Here is a 23,808-nt window from a genome sequence, read left to right on the forward strand (position 1 = left end):
TATTAAAAATTAGATTAGAAACTTAACGAATGCTCTATATGCGTAATGTATATAATAATACATTGAAGAAATTAAGCCTAATTGTTCATGGTGTCTGTATATATACCATTGCCATGTACATAGTTTTAACTTATTGGCTGTTATAGAATTAGAATGTATGCGGTAGGCAGCAGTTACAGTATTTGTATTGAGAGCTGTCCAACCATGTCTTAAAATATCCAGCCATAACACATAGTCTTCATGGTGAATGTTCTTCTGCATCACTTTTCCCACCTTTTGAGTGTCGTAAATGCCTGTAAGATTTCCTATTGTGTTCCCTTTAAGGTACTTGGCGTACGTAAGGCTTTGAGGCGCATGTACAATCCTGTTGTTTCGTTTGCCTTGTGCATCCATTTTTTCATAATCAGAATATACGATAGCTACATGTTTGTTATCAAATAATGGTATTTGATCGGTTAGCTTGTTGGGAAGCCATTTGTCATCACTGTCACAAAAGGCGATGTATCGTCCTTTAGCATGTTTTATCGAGTTATTGCGTGCTGCAGCTGGACCTTTGTTTCCATCTAAAAAAAATACGTTGATACGTTTGTCACATTGTTCTATTTGTTGTAAGAGTTTAATTGTTGATATATCAGTAGACCCATCATCTGTAATCAAAATCTCAAAATTTTGATACGTTTGTTGTAAGATACTATCTACACACTCTTTTATGTAAATACCAGAGTTATAACAGGGGATGATGACAGAAACTAAATCGGTGCTCATAAGTGGTTTATTCTATAATTCCAACGGGTTGTCATTGCACAGGCAATCATAAATACTCGTTTGCGGTATACTTTTAAATTATCCCAATCAAATTCATAACGGTTGCTACGATACGCGAGATAAAAAGCAATGGATTATATTTACTTATATGAGGAAGATAAACGTGGTGGTATGCGCTTATTAATTTCCTTGCGATTTCTAATCGTTGTTTGAAATTCCTTTTCGTATAGGTTGCAGAATTATCACGCTTTACTCTATAATAGATAACGTCTGATTTTGCAAAGGAGAATCCATTAATCTTATCTGAAATAAGAAACATAAAGAAAGCGTCTTCTCCAATTGAAAGCTGATTATTAAATCGTCTGTTTTCAATAATTGCTTTTGGTATCAACTTTACACAAGCTGTAGACAAAAAACTACGCACCTTAAATTTTGATACATGGTTGATGTCTTTTAAATTTAGATAAGTAGCATGAAGATAGTAGGGTAGTTGCTTTTGGGTCTTCTCTTCTATTTGTATTACGTTAGAAATCATTATATAGTCGGGATTTGCTACTTCTAATAGTCCTTTTAGATAATTATGCGACACCCAATCGTCGTCATCAATAAAAGTGATGTATTCTCCCTGTGCATTGTCCAAGCCTATGTTGCGAGCATTAGATACGCCTGCAACGGCAGTTTGCAAAAGCAGGGTTTTGATACCCTGAAACTTTTGCTGCAAAAATAACTTTATGTCAGTGTAATAAGGTTCGTTGCAACCATTAAGAACTATAATGACCTCGAATCTTTGCTTGCTAATATCCTGTCTGGCAACACTCTCCAAGCATCTGTAAATATAGTTGGCTGGTTTGTAGGTGGGTATGATGACAGATATTAAATCGGTGTTCATAAGTGGTTTATTTAATAATTCCAATGAGTTGTCTTTATTTGTACACCTCTAAATTTTGTAACGCTATCAGTTATGACAAATGTTTATTGCGTGCTATTGTTTACTTTATCTGTTTAGCTAATTATATTTTTCTTATTACAAAGATAATTATAATTTTTTGATTATGGATAGTATTTATTCTAATATGCTGTACAGATACATGCAGCCAGCTTTCGAATTACACAATAGTTTCTTTGATGGCATCTAAAAAGCCATGCCCATACTTAAGGTCGGGTTCAACATAGTTGCCTTCTCCCCATTCGTTCCATGCTCGAAGAAAGAGTATTCGATGTTCCATGTCTTTATTTTCAATGACGTTCAGTGCGTCTTCAACGTGCTTTTTAAAGGTGGTGGGAGTGGCGTTCACATATACCCCCTCGCTGTTGCCCGCGCGCGGTGTTCTGTCCCATTGGGGGAATATTGAGGGATATACGTTTTGCCAGCTGTCCTCCGGGGCGAAGAAGTGTTGCGTTATCTTCTCGTAATTGATGCGATGCGTGGGCAGGAATGGTAAGTACTGATGCAGCAGCTTTTTGGCGATGCGCGCGTATTTTCCCATGTAGAGCATTTCAGCACGCGACTTCCCGAACGAATTGATGCCATCGAACCCTAAGTTGAGTAAATCCTTATACACCCTTTCACTTGACTGCAAATTAGGGGCAACACGCTTTAGAGTGCCGTCTGCATTGCGCTGTAACGTTGATGTAGAGTTGCTCATGGCGATGAAGTAAATGCCCTTCAACCCATTCTCTTTGGCCAAACGCTGCCATGTCTTGATAAAGTTAGACACATCGCGAAAGTTATAGGGGTCGAAAATGGCAAACAGCGGTTTGCCTTCAATGGTTATATAGCGTTTATCCCTAAAGGCGGGCAATACTTCTTGAAAGTGCAGGGTGTAATCTTCTTCACCAAGATAACGCTGCTCCACAATCATGCGGTCTTTTCCTCCATTCTCCCATGTAGACGTTTTCCATGAATGGTTTGCCCATGCCAGGCAAAAGGGGAAGTCGGGTTTTCCGCTTTGCAACACTTCGTTGAAAGGACGCTGCAGCAGTCTCTTGCCGTTGCCAAACCAGTAGTGCCAATAGCAAAAGCCCTCTATGCCGGCTTCGCGAGCCATTTGCGCTTGTTGCTCTCGCACCTCTGGCAGGCGTAGGTCATAAAAACCTAAATCTGCTGGTATGCGTGGTTGATAATGCCCCTTAAACAGTGGTTTCGCCTTTGCCACATTCGTCCACTCGGTGAACCCCTTTCCCCAATACTTGTCATTTTCGGGAATGGGATGAAACTGTGGAAGATAGTATGCGATTACTCTCGCTTTCATTGTTTGTTTATTTTTATTGTTCTTAATTTTGTTGCAATACATACTGAATAGGAATGCCACCTAATTCCGCCGCTATTTGTGAGTATGAGGAATAATAACTCCCCAAAATCTTAGATGTTTTGCTCAGTGCGAAAAGTTCTGAAACAGCCATTTTCATGCCTGATAAGGAAGAACGAGACAATTCTATGTTTGAAAATAGCACCCTATGAGAAAATTTGTTTCGCATGAACTCTTTTACTTCGTTGTCATCCGAAGCGATGTAAAAAGTTGCTTTCGCATCTTTCTCAATTTCTCTTTCCATAAATTCGACAAAACTGCTTATAGGTGATTCTCGTATAGACATCGTGTTATCTGTTCGTCTGATATGAATACCGACGGTGTGGCTTGTAAATTGTCTTGTCATTTCGTCAATCATACCTTGTATTTCGGGTGTTGGTATGAAAATTTGTCGTAATGGATACATTTCAGACATGTCAAAACAAGAGATAAGCAGCAAGTCTCCTCGTTTGTTTTTTATCTTGCTGAAAATGTTTTCCTCATTTCGTACGCTGATGTTGTACAAGACCTGCGCATAGTTCATGAGAAATATTCTCCGCAGCAGATAATCTTCCCTGTAATTAATGCAGTACTTCCATTTTTGGGTATCTTCAACGAAAGTATTTTCAACAGGTATGGGCTGGAACAAATCGGAGAATTTTGCATTCAGCCCTTCATATTGATTCCAAAATATGCGTAAGGGACGATTTAGCTCCTTAGCTATGTGTATGGCAGATGCAATAGAGCGCATCCGATTGCATAGCCCTGCTGTTGGAATAAGATGTACTTGGTTCATTTTATGTTGTTTTATTTATTTTTATTATTCTCGCTGGTATCCCTGCTGCTATTGCATAACTTGGAATATTATGAGTAACCACACTATTGGCACCAATTACCACACAATCGCCAATTGTAACGTTGGACAGTATGCATACATTGTTACCCAGCCATACATTATTACCTATTTTAACGTGTCCTTTACTAAAAATGGGGCGTTCTACTGGAGGAATATTTAATGTTTTATTATCCGTGTCTCCATGGGAATTGTCTGTAATTAAAATATTCGTTCCAGTTAAGAGATTATCTCCGATTACGATACTATTTGCAGCACTAATGTGGGCTCCTCTGCGTATCAAACATCTATTGCCTATATGTATTCTTCCTCCCCATGATGTTAGTTGAAGGTCTTTTTCGAGTGTCGTATTATTTCCTATCTCTATATTTTTGCAACCATATAAAAATAATGGTTTATAAGAAATGACTGAGTTACCTATTTTTTTGAATTTATGTCTAATATAACCTGTGTATATCCTGTTGAGAACGGATGATGCATTTATAAAACTTATAGCAAAAGGTATGTGTGATAGAAGTTGTCCTATCATATCTAAAACTTTTATAATTGTTTTTTTCATTTGTTTCATTTAATAATTATACTTTCCAAAATAAAGTAAGTCCGATTTCTGGAAGTGAATAGTTTAAATACAACAAACCGATTATGGCTGTAATACTAACAGCAACCCATTTTGGGCGTATGGTGTAATAAATGTTGGCAAATAAAATAATACTAACGGTTTTATATAACATACTGACCCTTTGTCCAAAAACAGGAAGGAATGAAAATGAAGCAAAAAAGAAGAAACCTAAAGAAAAAACTTTTATCAGTAGTGGTAGATATTTGTTGTGCTTACTAATAGTATCGTAAAAGTATAAAATGTATAAATACAGAAATAATCCAAACAAATAAATTGGTCCAAAAACATTTGTTGAAGCTGATATCTTTCCTAATTCCGTTCCCTTTTGGTATAATGCCAATTTGTTACCTATATATGGCAAATTTGTACCAAAATTAACAAAAAAAGACTGCCCCATGATGAATATAAGGTATGAGGCAAAAACAAGGGTAAGCCATTTCGTTCTTTGTTTCTTGTTCATCTCTTTATTTGATAAGAATAAAATGGGAAGAAGAATAAGGGCTGAATAATGAAAGAAAAAACCAATTAGCAAAATCACAGCGGCTACTTTTCTGTTTCCATCTCCTATTTTCGTAAGTGCAACAAGTAGGAGTCCTGATAATACGCCAGTTCGTATTTGCATACACTCATGCATGATATAATAATTACTTATATATAGAGCCAAAAAAAGAAACCAAGTGGAAGAGTATTTTCTAAATGCATACATTTTTATTCCTACTCCTAAAAGCGCATAGAATAAAAATAGCACATGAACATCATTGGTAAAAAAGTTGATGATTTGTGAAAAAAGGATGTATGAGTATTCTACGTTATCAGAAGCATTAGGAGAGGTGTAATTCAGAAATGTATTTTCATAATTAAGAGAATCGGGATCTATACCCACAGGTCTGAGTCCAGCAACAAGTACTAATAAAAAGCCTAAACTTATATAAATAGCAGTTCTATATTGCTTTATTCGTTCTTCGAATAAAGCAAAAAAGCAACATATCACGTATATGACAATAACAATATAAGCCATCTCTATTTTGATTTATACTTAAGAATCAGATGAGCAAGATGTTGCTTCTCCTCATTGTTTAATCCGAAAGAATACAACAGCAAACTGACAACTATAAAAGAGCCTAAGCTGACAAGGCATAATCTAAGAAAAGGCTGTTCGACTGTTTGATGAACGCATAAAGCTGCTACATAACTTCCTGTTGTAATGAAACAAGCGGGAATGAGAAACGAACACAAATAGGATGATAGCTCAAATGCGTGGTATACTGTTTTAAGAACCCATAAACGCAAAGCATGACCAACGATGCTAAGGATAGTTAATGCTATGAAAAGCATGTATGGAGCTGCACCCATTTTATAAGATATCCATGATAGGGGTAAGCATAATAACATTGTGCTTTCTACGATGATGCAATATTGCTTAATATTTCCTGTTGCATGCACAATAGCCGTAATGGGATTATGAAGAGACATACATACCGTATAAACAAGATAAAGCCGTGCGAAGAGTACTGTGTTCGGGGTTACGGCTTGTTGTCCTAACCAAAAGGTCAGTAATGTGTTCATTTCAAAAAATACAGGTATGGCTACAAGTAATAACATGTAGTAAATAACCTTATTGCTTAATGAAAATATCTTATTTAAGTATGGTATGTTACCTTCCGCATACGATTTTATCATGACGGGGCGAAAAGCTATAAACACCGTAGCAACCAACATGTTCAACGCATTATATATTTGGTTGGCTATGGCATAATCGGAGTTGACGCGAGGAGAGAAGAACGTGTTGAGTAATATTGCACTACCTTGTATAACCGCTGCGCCTGCTATGGTACCAAAGAGTGTCCAGCCCGAGAAAACAGCGAACTCACGGTAGATGTTTTTTTCTTTTACAAGCACATAGCGACAGTTTTTATATCTTTTGAGGGAGAAGAAAAGATATTGAAGTAGCGAGAGAAAGGTAATGGCAGACAAGCCGATGCCATACATCTGTAAATGGTCAGCCATCATTTTTCCTACAAATATGGCAAGAAGCAGTTTTAACACGCATTCTATCATGGATATAAGCGCATAAATCCACATATCTTCTTGGGCATACACTAAACCCATGAAAGGAATCTGCGCAAAACTGAGTACAAAGGAGAGAATAGAAAAATGAAAAACCCACAAGGCAGTATTTAGCCGATGTGTAGGTATGGTCATTTGCGTGGAGATGAAATGAGGTCCCACAAGTTCTAAAACAACAATGATGAGGACGGAAAGAATCAGCACAAGGTTTAACGAAACAGAAAATATTTTAGCAACCTTATCCTCTTTTTTCTCACCCAATGCGAACGAGTAAAACCTCTGTGTGGTCATGGCTAACACCCCACTAACACTTGCTCCTAAAAGAACAATGCCTGCCACAGCATTGAATATGCCATAGTCTACAACCCCCAAACTTTTCAAAACCCACCTTATAGCGTAAAGATTAATGAGAGAGATGATGAGCATACGAATAAAAAGAATAATGCTGTTGTACGCTATTCTTTTAGTCTTTGTCTGGTTGCTCATCAAACAATCCATCTTCATATTTATTCTTCGGTGAATATCATGCTGCGCAAAGCGTACAATGTGATAACGACAAAAGCTAAAAACGTCATTCCTAAAACAAAGAGCATGCGTTTAGGTCCTGCTGGCTTGAGAGGTACAGAAGCATTTTGGAGCGTTGTGAAAGCTGGTGTTTGTTCCATGACTTTAGCTCTTGCAACTTCTAATTTGTTTTGCAATGCAGTGTAATTGTTGTAATATAATTGCATTTCGTTTTCAAGATCGTTTTGTTTGAGGCGAAAACTTTCTAATACAACATCTTGATTGGCATCAGAGTAAGCTCCGTATTGACGTCTCTTTTGTTCATACTTACTTTTAACGTCTTCTACTAATTGTTTGATATGGTTATAATCGTTAATAGCTTTTTTTGTTCGATAGGCTGTGATGAAATTTTGTAAATGCACTCTTACTGTATCTGCAATAGTAGCGGCAATTAGTGGGTCTTGGTCTTCCACTGTTATGGAAATGACATAATTTTTTTTGTCAACACTACATTTTACTTTTCCCGAGATAGCTTTTGCTACCAAATCTTCTTTTTTAGTTAACATGAAAGGATTTACTTTCTGTGATTTATTGACAGATGCCTCTTTCTTTGAAAACATGCTTTTTAAGCTATATAAAGCTTTGTTCCACCATGCACTTTTTTGATATTTAGACAAATAATTAAAATATGTGGTTTTGAGATTCCCTTCTTTGGTAACTACTTTAATGTTAAAGAGATTGACAATAAAATCGTTAGAGCTTATCACGTCTGGATAAAGTTCAGGAAATATAGCATCTCCGTTTTTCGCTGAGCCTCCTATATCAAAACCGAATGAAGATGCGAGATCAGATAATGAGTTAGAATTTAGGCTTGCTAATTCAGGTGCAAGTTTGACAGTTGAGGTATAATAGCGTGGAATACAAATGATCAACAAGCAAGACAGAACAAAGACAATAGGTAGTGTAACGATGTACTCCTTTTTGTACGGTTTTATCTGTTTTATAATCTTGTTAAAGTCAATTTGTTTTATATTTTCATTGTTTCCTGTCATATTTCTATGTGTTTTGTTTATCTCCCCTTATTTCACCATATTCGCTATCGTGGCTATCATGGCGGCGATGCTGGTGATGCCGCTGCCTAAGCTTATGGTCTCGGCGATGCTCATCTTGCGCGACAGCTTGGTGGGCACCACTATCTCGCAGCCAGGATTAACTTTGGCACCCTCGCTAACTTTACCTACCATGCCGTTCATGTAGATGATGTAGGCGTTGCTCTTACGAGCGTTTTGTGCAAATCCACCGGCAGCATTGATGTAATACTTGGCTTTCTTTCCTTTTTTGTAGGCCACGGTGTTGGGATACATCACGGCTCCGTTAATCTTGACGGTAGCGGTGTATTGTGGCAGGATGAGGCGGTCGCCTTCACGCAACACAATGTTCGCGTCGCTACTGGGATCGGCGATGGCTTTATCCAGTTCGATACCTACGGGAAATGTGGCGGGAATCTCAAATTTCTTCAATTGGGCAGTCGACGTATTTTGTCCCAACTGCTGTATGGCGCCAGCGTTGTTGCTGCTGGCAGCCATCTGCAACAGTTGGCGTTGCATCTCTTCTTGCTGCATCTTCAGGGCAGTCTCCATTCTTGACCTTTCTATAGCATTGGGTACGCGCTCCAACCGTGCGCCCTTGATGTATGCTAAGTCGGTCACGCCACCAGCAGCTTGCAGTAGGTCGGTGAGCCGCATGTTGCGCTTGGACATGGTGTAGGTGCCACCAAACATTACCTCGCCCTCTACGCTTACATTCTTCTGAGTGCTGTAACCTGGACTCTTGCGTACATACACTTCGTCGTAGGGTTTAAGCACAAAGCCGGGTTCGCCGTCAATCACAAAGCCGTCTTTCAAGGCAAAGGTATATGTCTTCGCGATGAGTGAGTCGGTGGTGAGGGCTTTGGAGTTGACGATGCGACGTGCCACATCCACTTTTACGGTAGATGCAGTTTCTTTAAGTCCGCCCGCTTGCAACACGAAGTCCTCCAAGGTCTCGTTGTCTGCATATTTGTACACGCCGGGATATTGTACCTCACCATGGATGGTGATGGTTTGCTGCTGCATCATCTCACGTTTCGTGGGGATGAAGAGCACGTCGTTCTCCTTCAAGGGAATGTCGGCCACAGTGCCGTTCATGATGCCCGCCACGTCAACCGCCACCACTTCCAGGGTGCGATCTTCCTTCATGCGATGAATGACACCACGGGAGGTGAAGGCTTCTTCCTTCAATCCTTCGGCATGTTGTACCAAGGTGCGCACGCTGTTGATGTCGTTGCCCAGTTGGTACAAGCCCGGACGGAATACGGCTCCTTTGATTTCTACCGTATTGTTATAGCGTTGGATAATCGAGTCGACCGAAACCGAGTCGCCGTCGGCAATGTGAAAGGTGTTCATGTCGAATTCGGAAACATTGAATACCGCAAATTCACGACCGGTCTTACGCACCAAGCGTACCGCCTTTTTGTATGCGTCGCCCGTGAAGCCTCCTGCGTATTTCAGCAGTGTACCCACGCTCTCATTGCTCTTCATCTCGTAGAACATGGGGCGTTTCACCTTACCTGTGATGTTCACCAGGCAGTTGTACGGTCCCACATAAATTACGTCGCCATCTGTCAGGCGCACGTTGCCTGTCATCTTGCCGTTAAGAATATAGTCGTAAACATCGGCTTGAGAGATGAGGCGGTTGTTGCGATAAATCTTGATTTCGCGCAGCGTTCCCAAGTCGTTGGTTCCTCCAGCCATGTACAGGGCATGGAAAACAGATGCGAAAGCAGAAATGGTATAAGTGCCAGGTGCCCGCACTTCGCCCATCACGTTGACGGTGATGGTTCGGCTCTGTCCCAGGGTGAGGCGTACTTTGCTGCTGCTGTATCGTGCGCCCAATTGCGCTCGTAGTCGTTGATTGGCTTGTGCAATGGTCAAGCCGCTCACCTGTATGGGGCCAAAGCCTTCGATATTGATGTCACCGTCGGGTGATACCGTCGACTGGATGGACTTTTGTGACGCGCCATAGATATCAACAAACACGGCGTCGCCCGGTCCCAGTCGATAGCTTTGCGGCGTGGCGATGTTCATGCTGGGTTCAAAGGTCAGATCCTTGTTGTTGAAGATGTCCCTGCCGAAAACTTTCTTTTTGTCCTCAGCTTGCTTCTTGAGTATCTGCTTGAGCCATTTAATGGAGTCGGTTGGCGTGAGGTAGTTCAGTTCTTGTTGCATCAGCTTAAACTCTTCGCTGTCTTCATCATATTGGTCCTGCCACTGAATCTGTGGTTGCAGTCTGTTGGTGGAAACTTGCTTCGCGTCTCTCTTTTGCTCCTTGATGGTGTTGTACTTCGCCCTTGCCTCTTTCGAATTGCCATTGGCCTGACGCATGCGTGTTTCTGTCTGGTCTACGGTCTGGTCGGCTATGTTTCCCAGTCCTTTGCGCTTGGTCTGTCGTTCGTATTTATCCCTTATTCTTCTGATTTGTTGAATGTTCACGCCGCGCTGCATCAGCTTGGTCACAATTTGAGCCTGTGAGGTGCCTGCGGCATTCTCTTTCATGACGAATTCAAGAACCTGTTCGTCTGACATGGAAGATTGTGCCGTGATGGTCAGCGGGCACAGCATGAGTAGCAGAATATATAGAATGACTTTTTTCATATTGTGGGTAAAATCTCTTTTTCTCTTTCTTTTATTAACTCGTTTTTCGTTAATTTGTTGCAAAGATAGCGATATTTATTTTTGTATGGTTATATTCTCCGACTATTTATCTACCATGCAGCTGTTGCTTTGTTGTTGCAAGCACACGGATCTTTTGTTTAAGAATGATGCTTTTCGGTTGTAGATCAAACCGAACATTTTTCAATGAAATATCTTCTGTCGCAACATCTTTTTAACACAAATGCTGGACGTTTTTTCAACCAACTTGTTCATGCGTCGTAAATATGCTCGTTATGAGAGGGGTTTGTTATCTGTTTGTTTATTAATGACTTATGAGATTTTAAAGAGAAAGGAGAAATCAAAAACAATGTGTTTGGGGCTGAAAATCCCCTTTTTTGGTGCAAAATCACCTTCAATATGATGTAAATAGAGCGGTAAAGGCATGTACATTGGACTGTAAAAGCTTGCTAATTGCACCTTAACTCCATGTTAATTGCGTACAAGATGATGATTTGATGGCTTTGAACACCTAAAATATTCCCTCTGTTTTGTCTATTTCTCGATTTTATTTTGTCAAAGAAAACGAATCGATTTAACAAATGAAAGGTTTGTTAACAAGCTCTAATAACGTTGTTGTCATTCAACACGATTTATGCATCGTGTTGTAAGTGGTAGTTGCATTCATTACGCTCGTTGTTAATATAGATGGATATGATAGTTTCATTTACAACGAACAACCTTTCTTCAATGTAAGAACAGAGTTGTAAGATTCATGCAGCGAGGTAGCGATGCATGAGGTCTTGTGGTTCCTATTCCGCCCATGCTGGCTTGCTCATGTCTTTGTGCTGTTATCGTTAGCAGTAACAGGAAAGGTGATGCTCAATTTGACTTCGATAGTGCTGGCACCATCCTGTATAAAAAACATCCCAACACTATCCTGAAATAGCATTGGGATGATAAGAATCAGTCTATATGGCTCATGGCTTCACCATAGTCTTTCCGTTCGAGATAACAATTCCCTTATAATCTTTACCCACTCGCTGACCAGCTAAGTTGTATAGATAATGATTTGTCTGTTTATCGTTGCCTTTCATGCCATAAATGCCACTTGTTGTTGAAGGTATTAACTCTGTGGGGTAGAGTTGTACTTTGTAATCGTGCAGTGTTACGATTCCACGCACGGTGTACGTTCCATCCTCAATAGCCTCCATGTCCAATTGCAGCTTGTTGTATAGCTGTATTCGCCGACCATTGTTCACGATGAAGAAATTGTTATCTTCCACTACTACGTTCATGTCTTTTAGTTCAACTAAATTAGAGAGGTATTTTTTGGTTAACAATTCGTCAAAGGTTATCTTGATCGGCTGTGCAGCCTCTTCACTATGTTCGATTTGTAACTTATCTGCCTTGGTCGTCATAAAGTTTCCTTTGATTTCCGGAGTACCTTTGTAGTTTTGAAAATCGGCTCTGAATGTGCCATTCACCACGTCATTTGTCTGATAGTCTATTCCTGTGAGGTACAACATAATGGCATCTTCTCCTTGACGTATCCAAGCATTCGTATAGAAACAATAGAGCACTTTCGCATCGGTGAGTTTAATCTCTACATCAGTCAGCTCTTCTTTAGTTTGGCACAAATCGTGAAGGGTATAAACCTTTTGTTCACCAGGTGTGTTTTCGACGTCGCCATATTTCACCGTGAGCTTCTGAATTCTTGTGTTAGAGGCGATGCTGATTTCTACGGTTTTGTTATCGCCAACCCAATGTCCTCTGGTCAATTTGCCGTTGTTAGCCGTATTGCGATCCCCCCATTTGTCATGATTCAACTCCATAACCAGCTCCTTGATGGGTTTGGGGGCTTTTACAATGAGCTTGCCACCAAAAAGTCTCAATGAGTTGGTCCACATCTTGTTTGGAAAATCTTTGTTCAGATTGGGTAGAACCGTGATAGAAACATCGTTTATCTTTGCTGTCTTCTCCTCGGTGATGTCACCACCGTGAGAAGAATTACTTGAGGGTTCAGTAAAGCCAAAAAGTTTACAGCTCAGGTAGTTGGAAAGGTCGAAGACAACCTCGTCTGCCCAAGTAATGTGAGCAAATAACATAAAAAACAACAATGTCCAAGTTCGTAATTTTAAAATCATGATGTAATAAAATTAATAAGTGAAAATATTGATATAAACTATAATGTGAAAATGTTGATGTTCAAAAATGGCAAAAAGTATGTTTTGAAGCAGGTCGCTACAAGCGGTTTAATATAGTATGGTTTAATATGCTTGCCTTCTTTGTGATTCTTTATTCCGTGATGATGTGAAATAAGTCACGACATCATCGCAGGAACCACCTATTTCAGCGTGCTGAATAGGTTTTGTGGAAAGTGGTGTTTCCGTTCAAGTCAAGAACCTTGACATCCAGTTGTCCATTCTTTGTTTGGGCTGTCACGCTGCTGTTGTTTGAATTGACGAGAATGGGGTAGTCGTGGCTGTCATTGGGTTCAATGTATTGGTGTTCGTGCATGTGTCCGCAAATCATCAGGTTGATGCCAGCCTTGTTCAAAGGAGGCAACAACTTTTTCGTTACCTCTCGCTGCCCATGCCATGCGTCCTGGGTGTCAGCGGGAGGCATGTGGGCAATCACCACTCGGTATTTCGCTTCCTTGAACTCGTTGGATGCCACTATCTCTTTGAGCCATCTCGCTTGTTCTGTTCGATAATTGTCATAATCGGTGATGCCCGCATATTCGATATCAGTATCAGCTTTATCCTCCCCTGTGTCCAAACAGATGAAAAGTATCGGCCCCTGACGCACGGTGAAGTACAGATGCGGTTGTTGAGTGCAGAAGTATTCATGGAATCGGTTGGCCCATTCGCCACGCGTTTCGTGGTTTCCGCGTACATAGTACCATGACTTTTGTTGCGCGAAAAGTTTGATGCTCGTGTCCATGAACCCCTTGAAGACCGTGGTGTCATGGGTGAAGTGCGAAATCATGTCGCCCACATAGAAAATCATGTCTTTGTCTTTATACGAACTGTTTTTTAACAATTTTTCCAAGACGTCGTTGCGTTCGTGAATGTCGTTGAGTACCAAAAACGATGTTTCCGTCTGTCGTCTGTCGTTGGTCTGGAAGCACAGCGGCTTCTTGTTGAACACGTCGGTCGCCACAACATCGCCGTATCGTACTTCCGCTCCCTTGTGGCTCAGCACTTCTTGGGCGTATACGCGGTAGCGGTATCGAGTGCCTGGCTTTAGGTTGGTCAACTTCACAGAATGGATTAGACTTGTGCGTTTGATGCCGATGTTTGTGTCGTGGAACCTGGGACGTGCCACCGAATAGAAGTCAGTGCCGTCGTCGGGTGCCACTTCTACCCATCCTACAGAGGGTTTGTCTGCCACCCAAACAATGGTGGCGTTGTCTTCCTGCACCATGTCCAGATAGGGACCATGTAGGAGTTTGATGCCTTCAGCCCAACCAAGCGTTGGACAGAGCATGAGTGTCATGAAAAGGATGGCTGGATGAATGATATGTTTTGTCATGATGATGTTTGTATTTCTCATTTGAATGAACTTTTTGCAAAGGTAGAAAATCCTTCTCAATCCATCTGCATCAAAGGTAAAAAACGTGAGCGTCAGTCACATTTTTTTAAACTGCACGGCTGAAACTTCAGAATATTCTTAAATGGAATAGTTATGTTGAACTCGGAAGGAAACGACCAAAATGTTTGGTAGCGTAGAGAATTAATCGTATTTTTGCAACCACGCATGATAAGAATAATATCTGTTTGAAGATACTAAACTAGATGATTAACTCATGGTTTTTTGGGAGAAGACATGTTTAATGACATGGCTGTTATGTTCTTAGCCCGATGACTTGATGTTGTCTTGAAAACCTTAGATGTACAAGTGAATTTTTCATAAATAAAGGTAAACAGGAGTTTCGAAATAGAAATGTTTCGGAACAAGGTATAATGCGTAACGTAAAAACCTAATAACTTTTACTTAAGAGAGATACAGAAATTTTTAATAACTATAAATAGTAATTAACTTTAGAACAAAGATGATGAAGCAACTATTGGTAATGCTTTTTGCGTTTTTATCCCTTCAGGTGAGTGCGCAAAATGTAACGATTACCGGTAAAGTGGTCGATCAGGATCAGGAACCACTTATCGGTGTTAGCGTGGTCATTAAAGGTACTACAACTGGAGTATCAACAGACCTTGATGGCAATTTTAGTTTACAAGGAAAAGAGGGCTCTGTGCTTTCGTTTTCTTATATAGGTATGACCTCTAAGGAGGTTACTTTTACCGGAACACCGTTGAAGGTGGTTTTGGAAGATGATGCCAAGATGATTGAGGACGTGGTAGTCATTGGTTATCAGACGGTGAAGAAAGCCGACTTGACAGGCGCTGTTTCTGTTGTAAAATCAGAAGATATGGGTAAAGGTGGCTCAAACACACTCACTGGACAATTGCAAGGATTGGCCACAGGTGTAAACGTTCGGAACACCGGTCGTGCCGATGGCGATGCCATTATCCAGATTCGTGGTGTCGGTTCGTTGAGCAATAACAGTCCGCTTTGGGTGGTAGACGGCATGATTACCAATCCGTCTAACGATTTCAACCCTGCCGACATCGAGTCTATACAGATTTTAAAAGATGCATCAGCAGCCGCCATCTATGGTTCTCGAGCTGCCAACGGTGTGATTATTGTTACCACCAAGAAAGGTAAAAAAGGCCCGATGAAAGTCAATGTTTCGGTGAAAGAAACCATTGAGTGGAGTCCAAAGTATGATTTAATGAATGCAGAGAATTATAAATATTATAATGACATTGCTTATGAGGAGGCCATCAAAAACGAAATTGGAGCCGTTAAAACCAAGCAACTGCATTCTGATTTTGATACCGATTGGCAACGTGAAGTGTTGAAGACTGCCCTGGTACAAGATTACAACGTATCTCTCTCGGGTGGAGGCGAAGGCGGAAGCTATTATGTTTCAGGTGGATACCTCAATAATGATGGTGTTTCTTATGGCAACACTTTCGAACGTTTTAACATTCGTGTAAACACTGAGGGACGCAAAGGTATGTTCTCTTTTGGCGAGAATTTATCCCTTTCCATGTTTAATGCAGATCCTAACCAAACCAACACTTATAATGACTTGCTGCGCATGCTGCCTACCATTCCTGTTTACGATGAGAATAATCCTGGTGGTTATGGCTATGGAGATGCTGCAAAATATAACACGTTTGGTGTCAATCCTATCGCTCGTGAAAACTTAGAGTATAGGAGAAATCGCCAAAGCAGAGCTAATGGGGCCATCTGGTTAGAGTTTAAACCGCTATCTTGGTTGTCTTATAAGCTCAATGCTGGTATCGATTTCTACTTTTGGGAGCATACTTGGTTCCGCCGGGAAGGCAATTGGACGCAGAATCAAGAGCACCGCGACCCAGAAGGAAGCAAGGCTCGTGACAATACTTACAACACCTTGATAGAGCATACCTTGAATTTTAATAAAGATTTTGATAAGCATCATGTGGATGCTGTCTTGGGTATGACCTATCAGCATGATAAATGGCAAGGACTGTCAGGCTCTCGTCTTAACTTTCCTTTTGTCAATGGAGATTACTTGATGGTGTTAGATGCCGGGCAAAGCAATATGACCAATGCCAACAGCATTCGCGAAAGTGCCATGATGTCTTATCTGGGACGTTTGAATTACAATTACGATAACACTTATTACTTCTCAGCAACCTTCCGTCATGACGGTACCTCACGGTTGCACAAGGACTATCGTTGGGGAACTTTCCCATCATTCTCGGCTGCTTGGCGTATCTCTAAAGAGCGCTTCTTTGATGTGCCTTGGATTGATGATTTGAAGCTGAGAGCCAACTGGGGACGTTTGGGTAACTCAAGCATTGGTAACTGGGATTATCTTGGAACCGTGAACCAAAGTTTGGTAACTGTATTTAATAACAAGATTGTGCCAGGTGCCAGTCAGATTCGTATCGTCAACGAAGGACTGAAATGGGAAACCAAGGAAACGACAAATATCGGTTTTGATGCCTTCATGCTCAACAATCGTTTAGGTTTGTCAGCAGAATATTATTATTCAAAAACAAAAGACGTACTGGCTACCATCAATATCCCGATGACTACCGGTAATGATGGTGGCCGTCCAAGAGCCAATGCTGCCAGTCTTAGAAATACCGGTTTTGAGTTGACTGCTTCGTGGAGAGATCAGATAGATGATTTTAAATATAGTGCGTCCCTTAACCTGACGACCTTGAGCAACAAGGTTATCTCACTTCCTTTGGCAACTCCTCGTGTCATCAATGGCGAAGGATATACTGAAGCGGGAAGTGCATTGGGAATGTTCTATCTGTTCAAAACCGATGGCTTATTCCGCACACAAGAAGACATTGACAATTATGTGACGTCAAAGGGAACACCTATTCAGATTGATGGTAATCGCCCGCAAATCGGTGATGTGAGATATATCGACACCGATGATAACGGCCACATCACCGACGAAGATAAACAAGTGGTGGGCAGTCCGTGGGCTAAACTGCAAACTTCATTGCTGTTTAATGCTTCTTGGAAGAACTTTGATTTCAGCATGATGTGGTACGGACAGTTCGGAAATAAAATATATAACATCTCTGAGTGGCAGGGTAGACTCTTCTCAGACAACTCCAACTATTTGAATTTCAAGAAAGGTGAAGAACCTTATCAGGTTAATCCAAAGTCGAATACACCGCGTATCATCTATGGAGACGCTCGCAATAACAAGGCAGCAGATCGTTTCTTGGAGAACGGTTCCTACTTCCGCATGAAGACGGTGTCATTGGGTTATACCTTTGACTCTCAACTGTTGAACACCTTTGGTTTAGACAAACTTCGTTTCTATGTCACTGGAAACAACCTTTTGACGATAACAGCATATCGAGGAATCGATCCAGATTTTGCCAATGGTAACATCTGGAATCCCGGAACGAACGGTTTTGAATATCCTAACACACGTTCCGTGCTGTTTGGATTGGACGTTACTTTTTAATTGATTAATACGAGAATACAAGATGAAAAAGATATATAGTTTAATGTTTGCGGGTGCTCTTTTACTGAGTACGACAGGATGTGACATTGACATTCTCAACCCCAATGAATCAACGAACAGTACATTCTGGAAAACACCCGATGACCTAAAGGCGGGCGTTAACGGCTGCTACAGCAACTTGTATAAAGAGTCGGGGTGGATGAGATGGCTCTCCTTCAGATACGATCTGACGTCTGATGAGGGCTGGAGCTCGTCACCATGGATTGAATTGGGTGACTGGACGCGCTTTGTATACAACAACTACAACTTTTATGAAGGAAACAATGGCCACTGGGAGAATTTCTATCGTGGCATTTTCCGTTGTAACCAAGTCATTACTGCGGCCGATAAAATAGAAATGGATGCGGCAGAAAAGACCAAAACGGTAGCGCAAGCTTACTTCCTTCGAGGCATGTGGTTTATGCAAGTGAATCTGCTTTGGGATAAAGGTGCTATTATTTTGCAACCCGAGGACGCAAACTTTGTACCGAAAGATGCCTCTGAACAGGAAATGTGGGCACAAATAGAAAGCGATTTCAAGAAAGCAATTGAGGGACTGCCTGAAGTATGGCAAGGCGATGATAAGGGTCGTGTAACCAAGGGAGCAGCAAAAGCTTTCTTGGCTAAGGCATACATGCAGCAACACAAGTATCAGGAAGCTAAAGATCAACTCAAATGGCTTATTGACCGTGAAGGTACCATATATGGCTTGATGAAGAACAGGCAAGACAACTTTACCGACTTGAATGAAAACAACGAAGAGGGTGTTTTTGAAATACAGTTTGCTGACCTCAATAAGGGAGGTACAGGCAATTCTGCCGACATGGCATTTGGTTTCCAGCGCACTCAGTTCTTTGCACCAAGTGGTATAGGATGGGGTGATGGTAAAGCGCGCCGCTGGTTGGTTGACGAGTTCTTGAAAGAAAAACGCATAGATGGCAAGAACGACACTCGTCTGTACAACAGTATTTTGTATAAGGGATTCTCAAAAGATTTCCCAGAAGAGCCAACCAAGTACTATTACTTTGATAATGCTGACTGGAATTCAGGTTGGGGAAATGATGTGGAAGATTGCTACATCAAGAAGTACAACACCTCTTATTATAGAGATCGTGAAGACTATTTTGCTCGAAACAATTACCGTGTCATCCGTTATGCTGACGTACTGCTCAATTATGCTGAGTGTATTGCCGAGACAGGTGGCTCGATTACCGAGGCTGCTAAATATGTAGATAAGGTTCGTCAGCGTGCAGGATTGTCAAAATTGGCTGACAGCAAGTGGAAAGACTGTCTGTCGTCTAAAGATGCTTTCATGAAACGTTTGCAGATTGAACGCACCTTAGAGCTCTGTTTTGAAGGATGGAGATGGGCCGATTTGAAACGTTGGGGATTGTTAGATACCCAAGCAGGCATCGATAAACTGAAGTCTCGTGACCGTGATTTCAATAACTTTGTGCTTGGAAAGCATCGCCGCTTGCCAATACCACAATATGAAATTGACAACAGTAACGGACAGTTGACGCAGAATCCGAAGTATTAATCCCCCTTACATAGAATCCTACCACAGTGAAAAAGTAAATCTGTGGTAGGATTTTCTGTTTCTATTAAAAGAGATTTTATGAAGTACAGCAATCGATTTGCTTCAATATTTTTATTATGTTTTGCTTTTATAGGTTGTTCTGGAGAGCCTGATACACCTACAGTCAACCATGCTTCGCACAATCAACAACATGAAACGATGCAAAAGAATGATATCGTTCCACTGGCCGATCCGTATATATTGTTGCATGATGGGACATATTATGCCTACGGAACGCATGCGGATGAAGGTATTGAGGTGTATACCTCTGCTGATTTGAAGCAATGGAAACCTGCTGGATTGGCCTTACATCGCAACGATTCCTGGGGCAACAAGTGGTTTTGGGCTCCTGAAGTATATGCGCTCAATGGAAAATTCTACATGTTTTATTCGGCCGAAGAACATGTGTGCATGGCGGTCGCCGATTCGCCTTTGGGGCCTTTCAAACAACCAAAGAAAGAACCCATGATGGCTTGGGAGAAAAACATTGATAACACATTGTTCATTGATGACGACGGCAAGAAATACATGTTTTTCGATCGATTCAATGACGGATTGAATATTTGGTCTGTCCAATTGGATGACAATATGGCTGTGTTGCAGAACACACTATGCCCTTGTATCCATGTTTCTCAAAAGTGGGAAGAGGTTTGGCCAAGGGTGAATGAAGGCGCGTTTGTGTACAAACACCAAGGAAAGTATTACCTTCTTTATTCTGCCAATAGTTATGAAAGTCAACAATATGGTGTAGGTTATGCCGTTGCTGATCAGATAGAAGGCCCTTGGGTCAAGTACCAGCACAACCCTATCTTGCAAAATCCTCCTGGTTTGGTGGGCGTTGGGCATGGCGCTCTGTTCAAAGATAAAGAAGGAGTGTTGCGTTATGTCTTCCACGCTCATCACGATCGGACACACATTCATCCACGCCTCATGTACATCACAACGGCTACTTTCGATCATGAAGGTAACCTACGACTAAGTGAAGATTATATCGTTCCGAAATTGAAACAATAATTATGAAGAAAAACAGCTTATACATCCTTTTGTTTTCCGCGCTTCTATTAGGTTGTTCGTCACACAACGAACCGACAAGAGCGGAAAAGGAAAAGCCACAGAAAAAAGAAAATGTGTATCACAATCCCATCATCAATACCAGTTTACCCGACCCTACAGTCATCCGAGCCAGTGATGGAAACTTCTATCTCTATGCCACTGAAGATATCCGTAATACCCCTATTTACAAGTCGGGTGATTTGGTGCATTGGACATACGTAGGCACTGCTTTCACCAATAGCACCAGACCAACGTTGGTAAAGGACGGAGGAATTTGGGCTCCTGACATCAATTATATCAACGGTCAGTATGTTTTATATTACGCCATGTCTACTTGGGGTGGCGAATGGCAGGCTGGTATCGGTGCTGCCGTAGCTGATCGGCCAGAAGGTCCCTTTAAGGATTGTGGGAAAGTGCTGACCAGTATGGAGATTGGTGTGCAAAACAGCATTGACGGATACTACTTTACAGAAAATGGACGACATTACCTCTTTTGGGGTAGTTTTCGCGGTATTTATGCCATTGAGTTGTCGGCTGATGGCTTGTCGGTGCTTCCTGGTGCCGAAAAACAAAAGGTGGCGGGCAGTTTCATGGAGGCGGTATGCATTCATCGTCGAGGCGATTATTATTATATGTTTGGTTCGTTCGGATCATGCTGCGATGGTGCCAATAGTACTTATCGCATTACCGTTGGTCGTTCTGAGCATTTGCTGGGCCCTTATGTCAATAAGCAAGGTAAACAGTTGATGGACAATCAATACGAAGTGGTGCTGCATGCCAATAATCAGTTTGTGGGTACAGGGCATAATGCCGAAATCATAACTGATGATCATGGTAACGATTGGATGATTTATCATTCTTTCCTGCGGTCGGACATTGGTCGGGGACGGGTGCTCATGATGGATCAATTAAAGTGGAAAGACGGATGGCCTTATGTTGATACCGATTCGCCCTCCAAGGAACAAAAGAAGCCTTATTTCAAATAACCCATTGGCGTTTAACGATAGGATGCGTCGATTCAAAATCATTTTGCTGAGCCTCTTCTTGCTCTTGTTTTCAAAAAGCAGTGGCCAACCCCTTCAAAACCCCGTATTGAAAGGTGTTGCTGATGCGGGTGTGCTTCGTTTTGGTGGAAAATATTACATTGGGGGAGTGCATACGTATGGCGATTTTTTCGTGAGTACTGACCTTGTACACTGGAATCAACGCATCCATGTATTTGATTTAGATAACCAGTGGACACACGGAACTGGGGCTAAAAACAATCAAATTCACGCGAATGACATGATTTACCACAACGGACAGTTTCATCTGTTGTTTAGTGTGAATTATTGGGGTAACGACCGGCACATCGTGCATATCACACATGCCGTGTCGCCAAAGGTTGACGGAAAGTATGTTGAAGTGCGCCCTGACCAGTGGACCGAGAATCGCATTGACCCGATGGTGTTCAAGGATGAAGATGGAAAGTTATATCTTTACATGGTCAAGTTTACCGAATGAAACGCTATCTGGGTGCGTCCCATGCATGCCGATTTCTCGTTTTCGGGTGATGCCATGTTGCAGTTCAGCTCGCAGCCTGACACATGGGAAACGTATGACAACAGGGTAGCGGAAGGTCCTTTCGTAATCAAGTATCGTGGACGTTATTACATGATGTACAATGCCAATCATACGGCACCCGAATATGGGAATTACCGCCTGGGCGTTTGTGAGGCTTCGTCGCCCATGTGCTTCAATGCAGGCGGTAAATATCCTTATCCAGTGCTGGGTCCGCCTACTGACCGACCGTTGTCTATGCAAGCCAAACAGCCGGTAACAGACACGCTTTTCACTCCAGGACAACCAAATTTGGTGCGTGGCCCTAATGGTTGGGAGTGGTGGCTGGTATACATGGCCAATCAAGGAATGCAGCGTGATCAGTATATTGACCGTGTTCATTTTGTCAACAATAAACTGTCGGTTGATGGGATAACGGGTAAGAAAACGCCAGGATTTCATCCGCAACCCGCACAACCCATGTATGCAGGTAAGTCGCTCGACAGTCTTCGTACCACTGATGCGTTTCTCTTGGAGCTTACGTTCTCCTCAAAACGTTCACAACAGGGTGTTAGCATAGGTCAACAACAACTCATGCTTCCACAAGGCTTCTCCACAGGTGTGCCTCATGAGTGGCGTATTGAGAAAAATAATGGTCTTTTGTCGGTATGGATTGATGGCGTGTTGGTTTACGATCATGTAACAACAGGCATCCGAGTCAATTCGCCTATCCAGTGGTTGGGCAACGCAAGTGAGTACCAAGTGGTGCACGTTACCTATACTGAAGGTTGGGATGAATATGATAATCATTTCAGTGGTTGGGAGCAATGTCGTACCCTACCACAGGGCATTCAACTCACAGATACATCAAGTTTGAAGGGGAATGCGGTTTCGTCGTATGCGTTTAGTGTGATGTTCAGTCAGCCCGCCAGCTTGACACCAAGTAAGTATGGCCTTTATGCTTATTATATCAATGCTCGCAACTATTTGAAAGTGGGTATTGATACAGAGGCACTCACTTTCACGACAGAGCTTTGCCAAGATGGTAAGGTGCAGCGCAGTGCCAAACCACTCTCGCACTATGATGTACATTATCCCGACGTGAAGTATTCCGACTCGTTTGAAAAACAATATCGGTTTGATGCCATCACCCAAGTGTCGGGCATTCTCTGTCCGCGCGAAAGCGGAGAAAGTGCAATAGCAACACAGCAGGTTAGTTATCTTGATGGGGATACCTGGCGTCCATTGGCTATTAAAATCAAACCTTCTGCTTATCCGGGTGTCGACGAAGCTACCTTTAATCCTGTGTCTACACGTGCCATTCGGTTGATTAATCGTAATCCTGTTGACCATCAAAGGCATGTATATCGCATGGAAACGAGACGCGATGTAGCTGCGCAGTATCAATTGCGTGTGGAGCGAAGAGGCGATGCTATCGTGGTTTACGTAGACCGCAGTGAAGTTGGCCGTTTTCAAATCAACCAGTTGCCACCCGCCCGTATTGGCCTTTTCAACGATGGGCAAGCAAGGGTCAACGTGATGAATACATTCTATTATCGAATAAAATAGGGCGCAAACTCATTGAGTTTACACCCTAAAGTCATGTAGATTGGAGGTCAAACCCATTGAGATTGACCACCAAACTCAATGAGTTTGGAATGGAGGGGCTATACACCGTTGCAGCAAGGCTTTGGGAGATCACTCGTACGGAGAAATCATCTTGATTTTAAAAGCCAAAAAGTTTTGCTCGACAGCTATG

The 23,808-nt window shown here is 41.8% G+C and carries 17 protein-coding genes; 6 read left to right on the top strand and 11 right to left on the bottom strand.

The features are described 5' to 3' along the window. Positions 1-9: 9 nt before the first annotated feature. The 11 genes from NQ518_RS13200 to NQ518_RS13250 form a co-directional block, all read right to left on the bottom strand. Positions 10-765: a glycosyltransferase family 2 protein gene (locus NQ518_RS13200; protein ID WP_227961501.1), complete on the bottom strand. Its 756-nt coding sequence runs from the start codon at positions 763-765 to the stop codon at positions 10-12. Positions 766-838: 73 nt separating this feature from the next. After that, positions 839-1,654, bottom strand: coding sequence for a glycosyltransferase family 2 protein (locus NQ518_RS13205; protein ID WP_227961499.1), 816 nt, complete (start codon positions 1,652-1,654; stop codon positions 839-841). 217 nt (positions 1,655-1,871) lie between these two features. Then, positions 1,872-3,017, bottom strand: a complete 1,146-nt coding sequence (locus NQ518_RS13210; protein ID WP_227961497.1) for a glycosyltransferase WbsX family protein — start codon at positions 3,015-3,017, stop codon at positions 1,872-1,874. A 22-nt stretch (positions 3,018-3,039) separates the two neighbouring features. Beyond that, the gene (locus NQ518_RS13215) at positions 3,040-3,849 is read right to left on the bottom strand and encodes an O-fucosyltransferase family protein (protein ID WP_227961495.1); all 810 of its coding nucleotides are present in this window, start codon (positions 3,847-3,849) and stop codon (positions 3,040-3,042) included. 1 nt (position 3,850) lies between these two features. Beyond that, positions 3,851-4,465, bottom strand: coding sequence for an acyltransferase (locus NQ518_RS13220; RefSeq protein ID WP_227961493.1), 615 nt, complete (start codon positions 4,463-4,465; stop codon positions 3,851-3,853). Positions 4,466-4,481: 16 nt separating this feature from the next. Further along, entirely contained in the window at positions 4,482-5,543 is a 1,062-nt protein-coding gene (locus NQ518_RS13225; RefSeq protein WP_227961492.1) for an EpsG family protein, read from the bottom strand. Between the two features lie 2 nt (positions 5,544-5,545). Next, positions 5,546-7,096 (bottom strand): lipopolysaccharide biosynthesis protein, encoded by a 1,551-nt coding sequence (locus tag NQ518_RS13230; protein ID WP_227961490.1) that lies wholly within the window; start codon positions 7,094-7,096, stop codon positions 5,546-5,548. 2 nt (positions 7,097-7,098) lie between these two features. After that, positions 7,099-8,148: a chain-length determining protein gene (locus NQ518_RS13235; RefSeq protein WP_227961488.1), complete on the bottom strand. Its 1,050-nt coding sequence runs from the start codon at positions 8,146-8,148 to the stop codon at positions 7,099-7,101. A 27-nt stretch (positions 8,149-8,175) separates the two neighbouring features. Beyond that, positions 8,176-10,788: an SLBB domain-containing protein gene (locus tag NQ518_RS13240; RefSeq protein ID WP_227961486.1), complete on the bottom strand. Its 2,613-nt coding sequence runs from the start codon at positions 10,786-10,788 to the stop codon at positions 8,176-8,178. Between the two features lie 977 nt (positions 10,789-11,765). After that, the gene (locus NQ518_RS13245; RefSeq protein ID WP_227961485.1) at positions 11,766-12,893 is read right to left on the bottom strand and encodes a hypothetical protein; all 1,128 of its coding nucleotides are present in this window, start codon (positions 12,891-12,893) and stop codon (positions 11,766-11,768) included. A 244-nt stretch (positions 12,894-13,137) separates the two neighbouring features. Continuing rightward, on the bottom strand, positions 13,138-14,343 hold the full coding sequence (locus NQ518_RS13250) for a purple acid phosphatase family protein (RefSeq protein ID WP_227961483.1): 1,206 nt from the start codon (positions 14,341-14,343) through the stop codon (positions 13,138-13,140). A 499-nt stretch (positions 14,344-14,842) separates the two neighbouring features. On the opposite strand from NQ518_RS13250, the gene NQ518_RS13255 reads away from it, so the two are divergent. The 6 genes from NQ518_RS13255 (at position 14,843) to NQ518_RS13280 (ending at position 23,618) form a co-directional block, all read left to right on the top strand. Beyond that, positions 14,843-17,839: a SusC/RagA family TonB-linked outer membrane protein gene (locus NQ518_RS13255; protein ID WP_227207404.1), complete on the top strand. Its 2,997-nt coding sequence runs from the start codon at positions 14,843-14,845 to the stop codon at positions 17,837-17,839. Between the two features lie 22 nt (positions 17,840-17,861). After that, entirely contained in the window at positions 17,862-19,418 is a 1,557-nt protein-coding gene (locus NQ518_RS13260) for a RagB/SusD family nutrient uptake outer membrane protein (protein WP_227207402.1), read from the top strand. Between the two features lie 63 nt (positions 19,419-19,481). Next, on the top strand, positions 19,482-20,471 hold the full coding sequence (locus NQ518_RS13265) for a glycoside hydrolase family 43 protein (protein ID WP_374211150.1): 990 nt from the start codon (positions 19,482-19,484) through the stop codon (positions 20,469-20,471). A 2-nt stretch (positions 20,472-20,473) separates the two neighbouring features. Next, positions 20,474-21,496: a family 43 glycosylhydrolase gene (locus NQ518_RS13270; RefSeq protein WP_227207398.1), complete on the top strand. Its 1,023-nt coding sequence runs from the start codon at positions 20,474-20,476 to the stop codon at positions 21,494-21,496. Between the two features lie 22 nt (positions 21,497-21,518). Next, entirely contained in the window at positions 21,519-22,013 is a 495-nt protein-coding gene (locus NQ518_RS13275; protein ID WP_227207396.1) for a family 43 glycosylhydrolase, read from the top strand. Between the two features lie 12 nt (positions 22,014-22,025). Next, positions 22,026-23,618 (top strand): glycoside hydrolase family protein, encoded by a 1,593-nt coding sequence (locus NQ518_RS13280; RefSeq protein WP_227207394.1) that lies wholly within the window; start codon positions 22,026-22,028, stop codon positions 23,616-23,618. Positions 23,619-23,808 lie beyond the last annotated feature (190 nt).

The organism is Hoylesella buccalis ATCC 35310 (assembly GCF_025151385.1).
GTDB lineage: Bacteria > Bacteroidota > Bacteroidia > Bacteroidales > Bacteroidaceae > Prevotella > Prevotella buccalis.

What these genes read in the sequence shown, in the direction of transcription:
- NQ518_RS13230 (WP_227961490.1), bottom strand. Translation starts at nt 7,096, where the DNA reads ATGAAGATGGATTGTTTGATGAGCAACCAGACAAAGACTAAAAGAATA.
- NQ518_RS13240 (WP_227961486.1), bottom strand. Translation starts at nt 10,788, where the DNA reads ATGAAAAAAGTCATTCTATATATTCTGCTACTCATGCTGTGCCCGCTG.
- NQ518_RS13260 (WP_227207402.1), top strand. Translation starts at nt 17,862, where the DNA reads ATGAAAAAGATATATAGTTTAATGTTTGCGGGTGCTCTTTTACTGAGT.
- NQ518_RS13200 (WP_227961501.1), bottom strand. Translation starts at nt 765, where the DNA reads ATGAGCACCGATTTAGTTTCTGTCATCATCCCCTGTTATAACTCTGGT.
- NQ518_RS13270 (WP_227207398.1), top strand. Translation starts at nt 20,474, where the DNA reads ATGAAGAAAAACAGCTTATACATCCTTTTGTTTTCCGCGCTTCTATTA.
- NQ518_RS13225 (WP_227961492.1), bottom strand. Translation starts at nt 5,543, where the DNA reads ATGGCTTATATTGTTATTGTCATATACGTGATATGTTGCTTTTTTGCT.
- NQ518_RS13205 (WP_227961499.1), bottom strand. Translation starts at nt 1,654, where the DNA reads ATGAACACCGATTTAATATCTGTCATCATACCCACCTACAAACCAGCC.
- NQ518_RS13255 (WP_227207404.1), top strand. Translation starts at nt 14,843, where the DNA reads ATGATGAAGCAACTATTGGTAATGCTTTTTGCGTTTTTATCCCTTCAG.
- NQ518_RS13245 (WP_227961485.1), bottom strand. Translation starts at nt 12,893, where the DNA reads ATGTTATTTGCTCACATTACTTGGGCAGACGAGGTTGTCTTCGACCTT.
- NQ518_RS13210 (WP_227961497.1), bottom strand. Translation starts at nt 3,017, where the DNA reads ATGAAAGCGAGAGTAATCGCATACTATCTTCCACAGTTTCATCCCATT.
- NQ518_RS13235 (WP_227961488.1), bottom strand. Translation starts at nt 8,148, where the DNA reads ATGACAGGAAACAATGAAAATATAAAACAAATTGACTTTAACAAGATT.
- NQ518_RS13220 (WP_227961493.1), bottom strand. Translation starts at nt 4,465, where the DNA reads ATGAAAAAAACAATTATAAAAGTTTTAGATATGATAGGACAACTTCTA.
- NQ518_RS13215 (WP_227961495.1), bottom strand. Translation starts at nt 3,849, where the DNA reads ATGAACCAAGTACATCTTATTCCAACAGCAGGGCTATGCAATCGGATG.
- NQ518_RS13250 (WP_227961483.1), bottom strand. Translation starts at nt 14,343, where the DNA reads ATGAGAAATACAAACATCATCATGACAAAACATATCATTCATCCAGCC.
- NQ518_RS13275 (WP_227207396.1), top strand. Translation starts at nt 21,519, where the DNA reads ATGCGTCGATTCAAAATCATTTTGCTGAGCCTCTTCTTGCTCTTGTTT.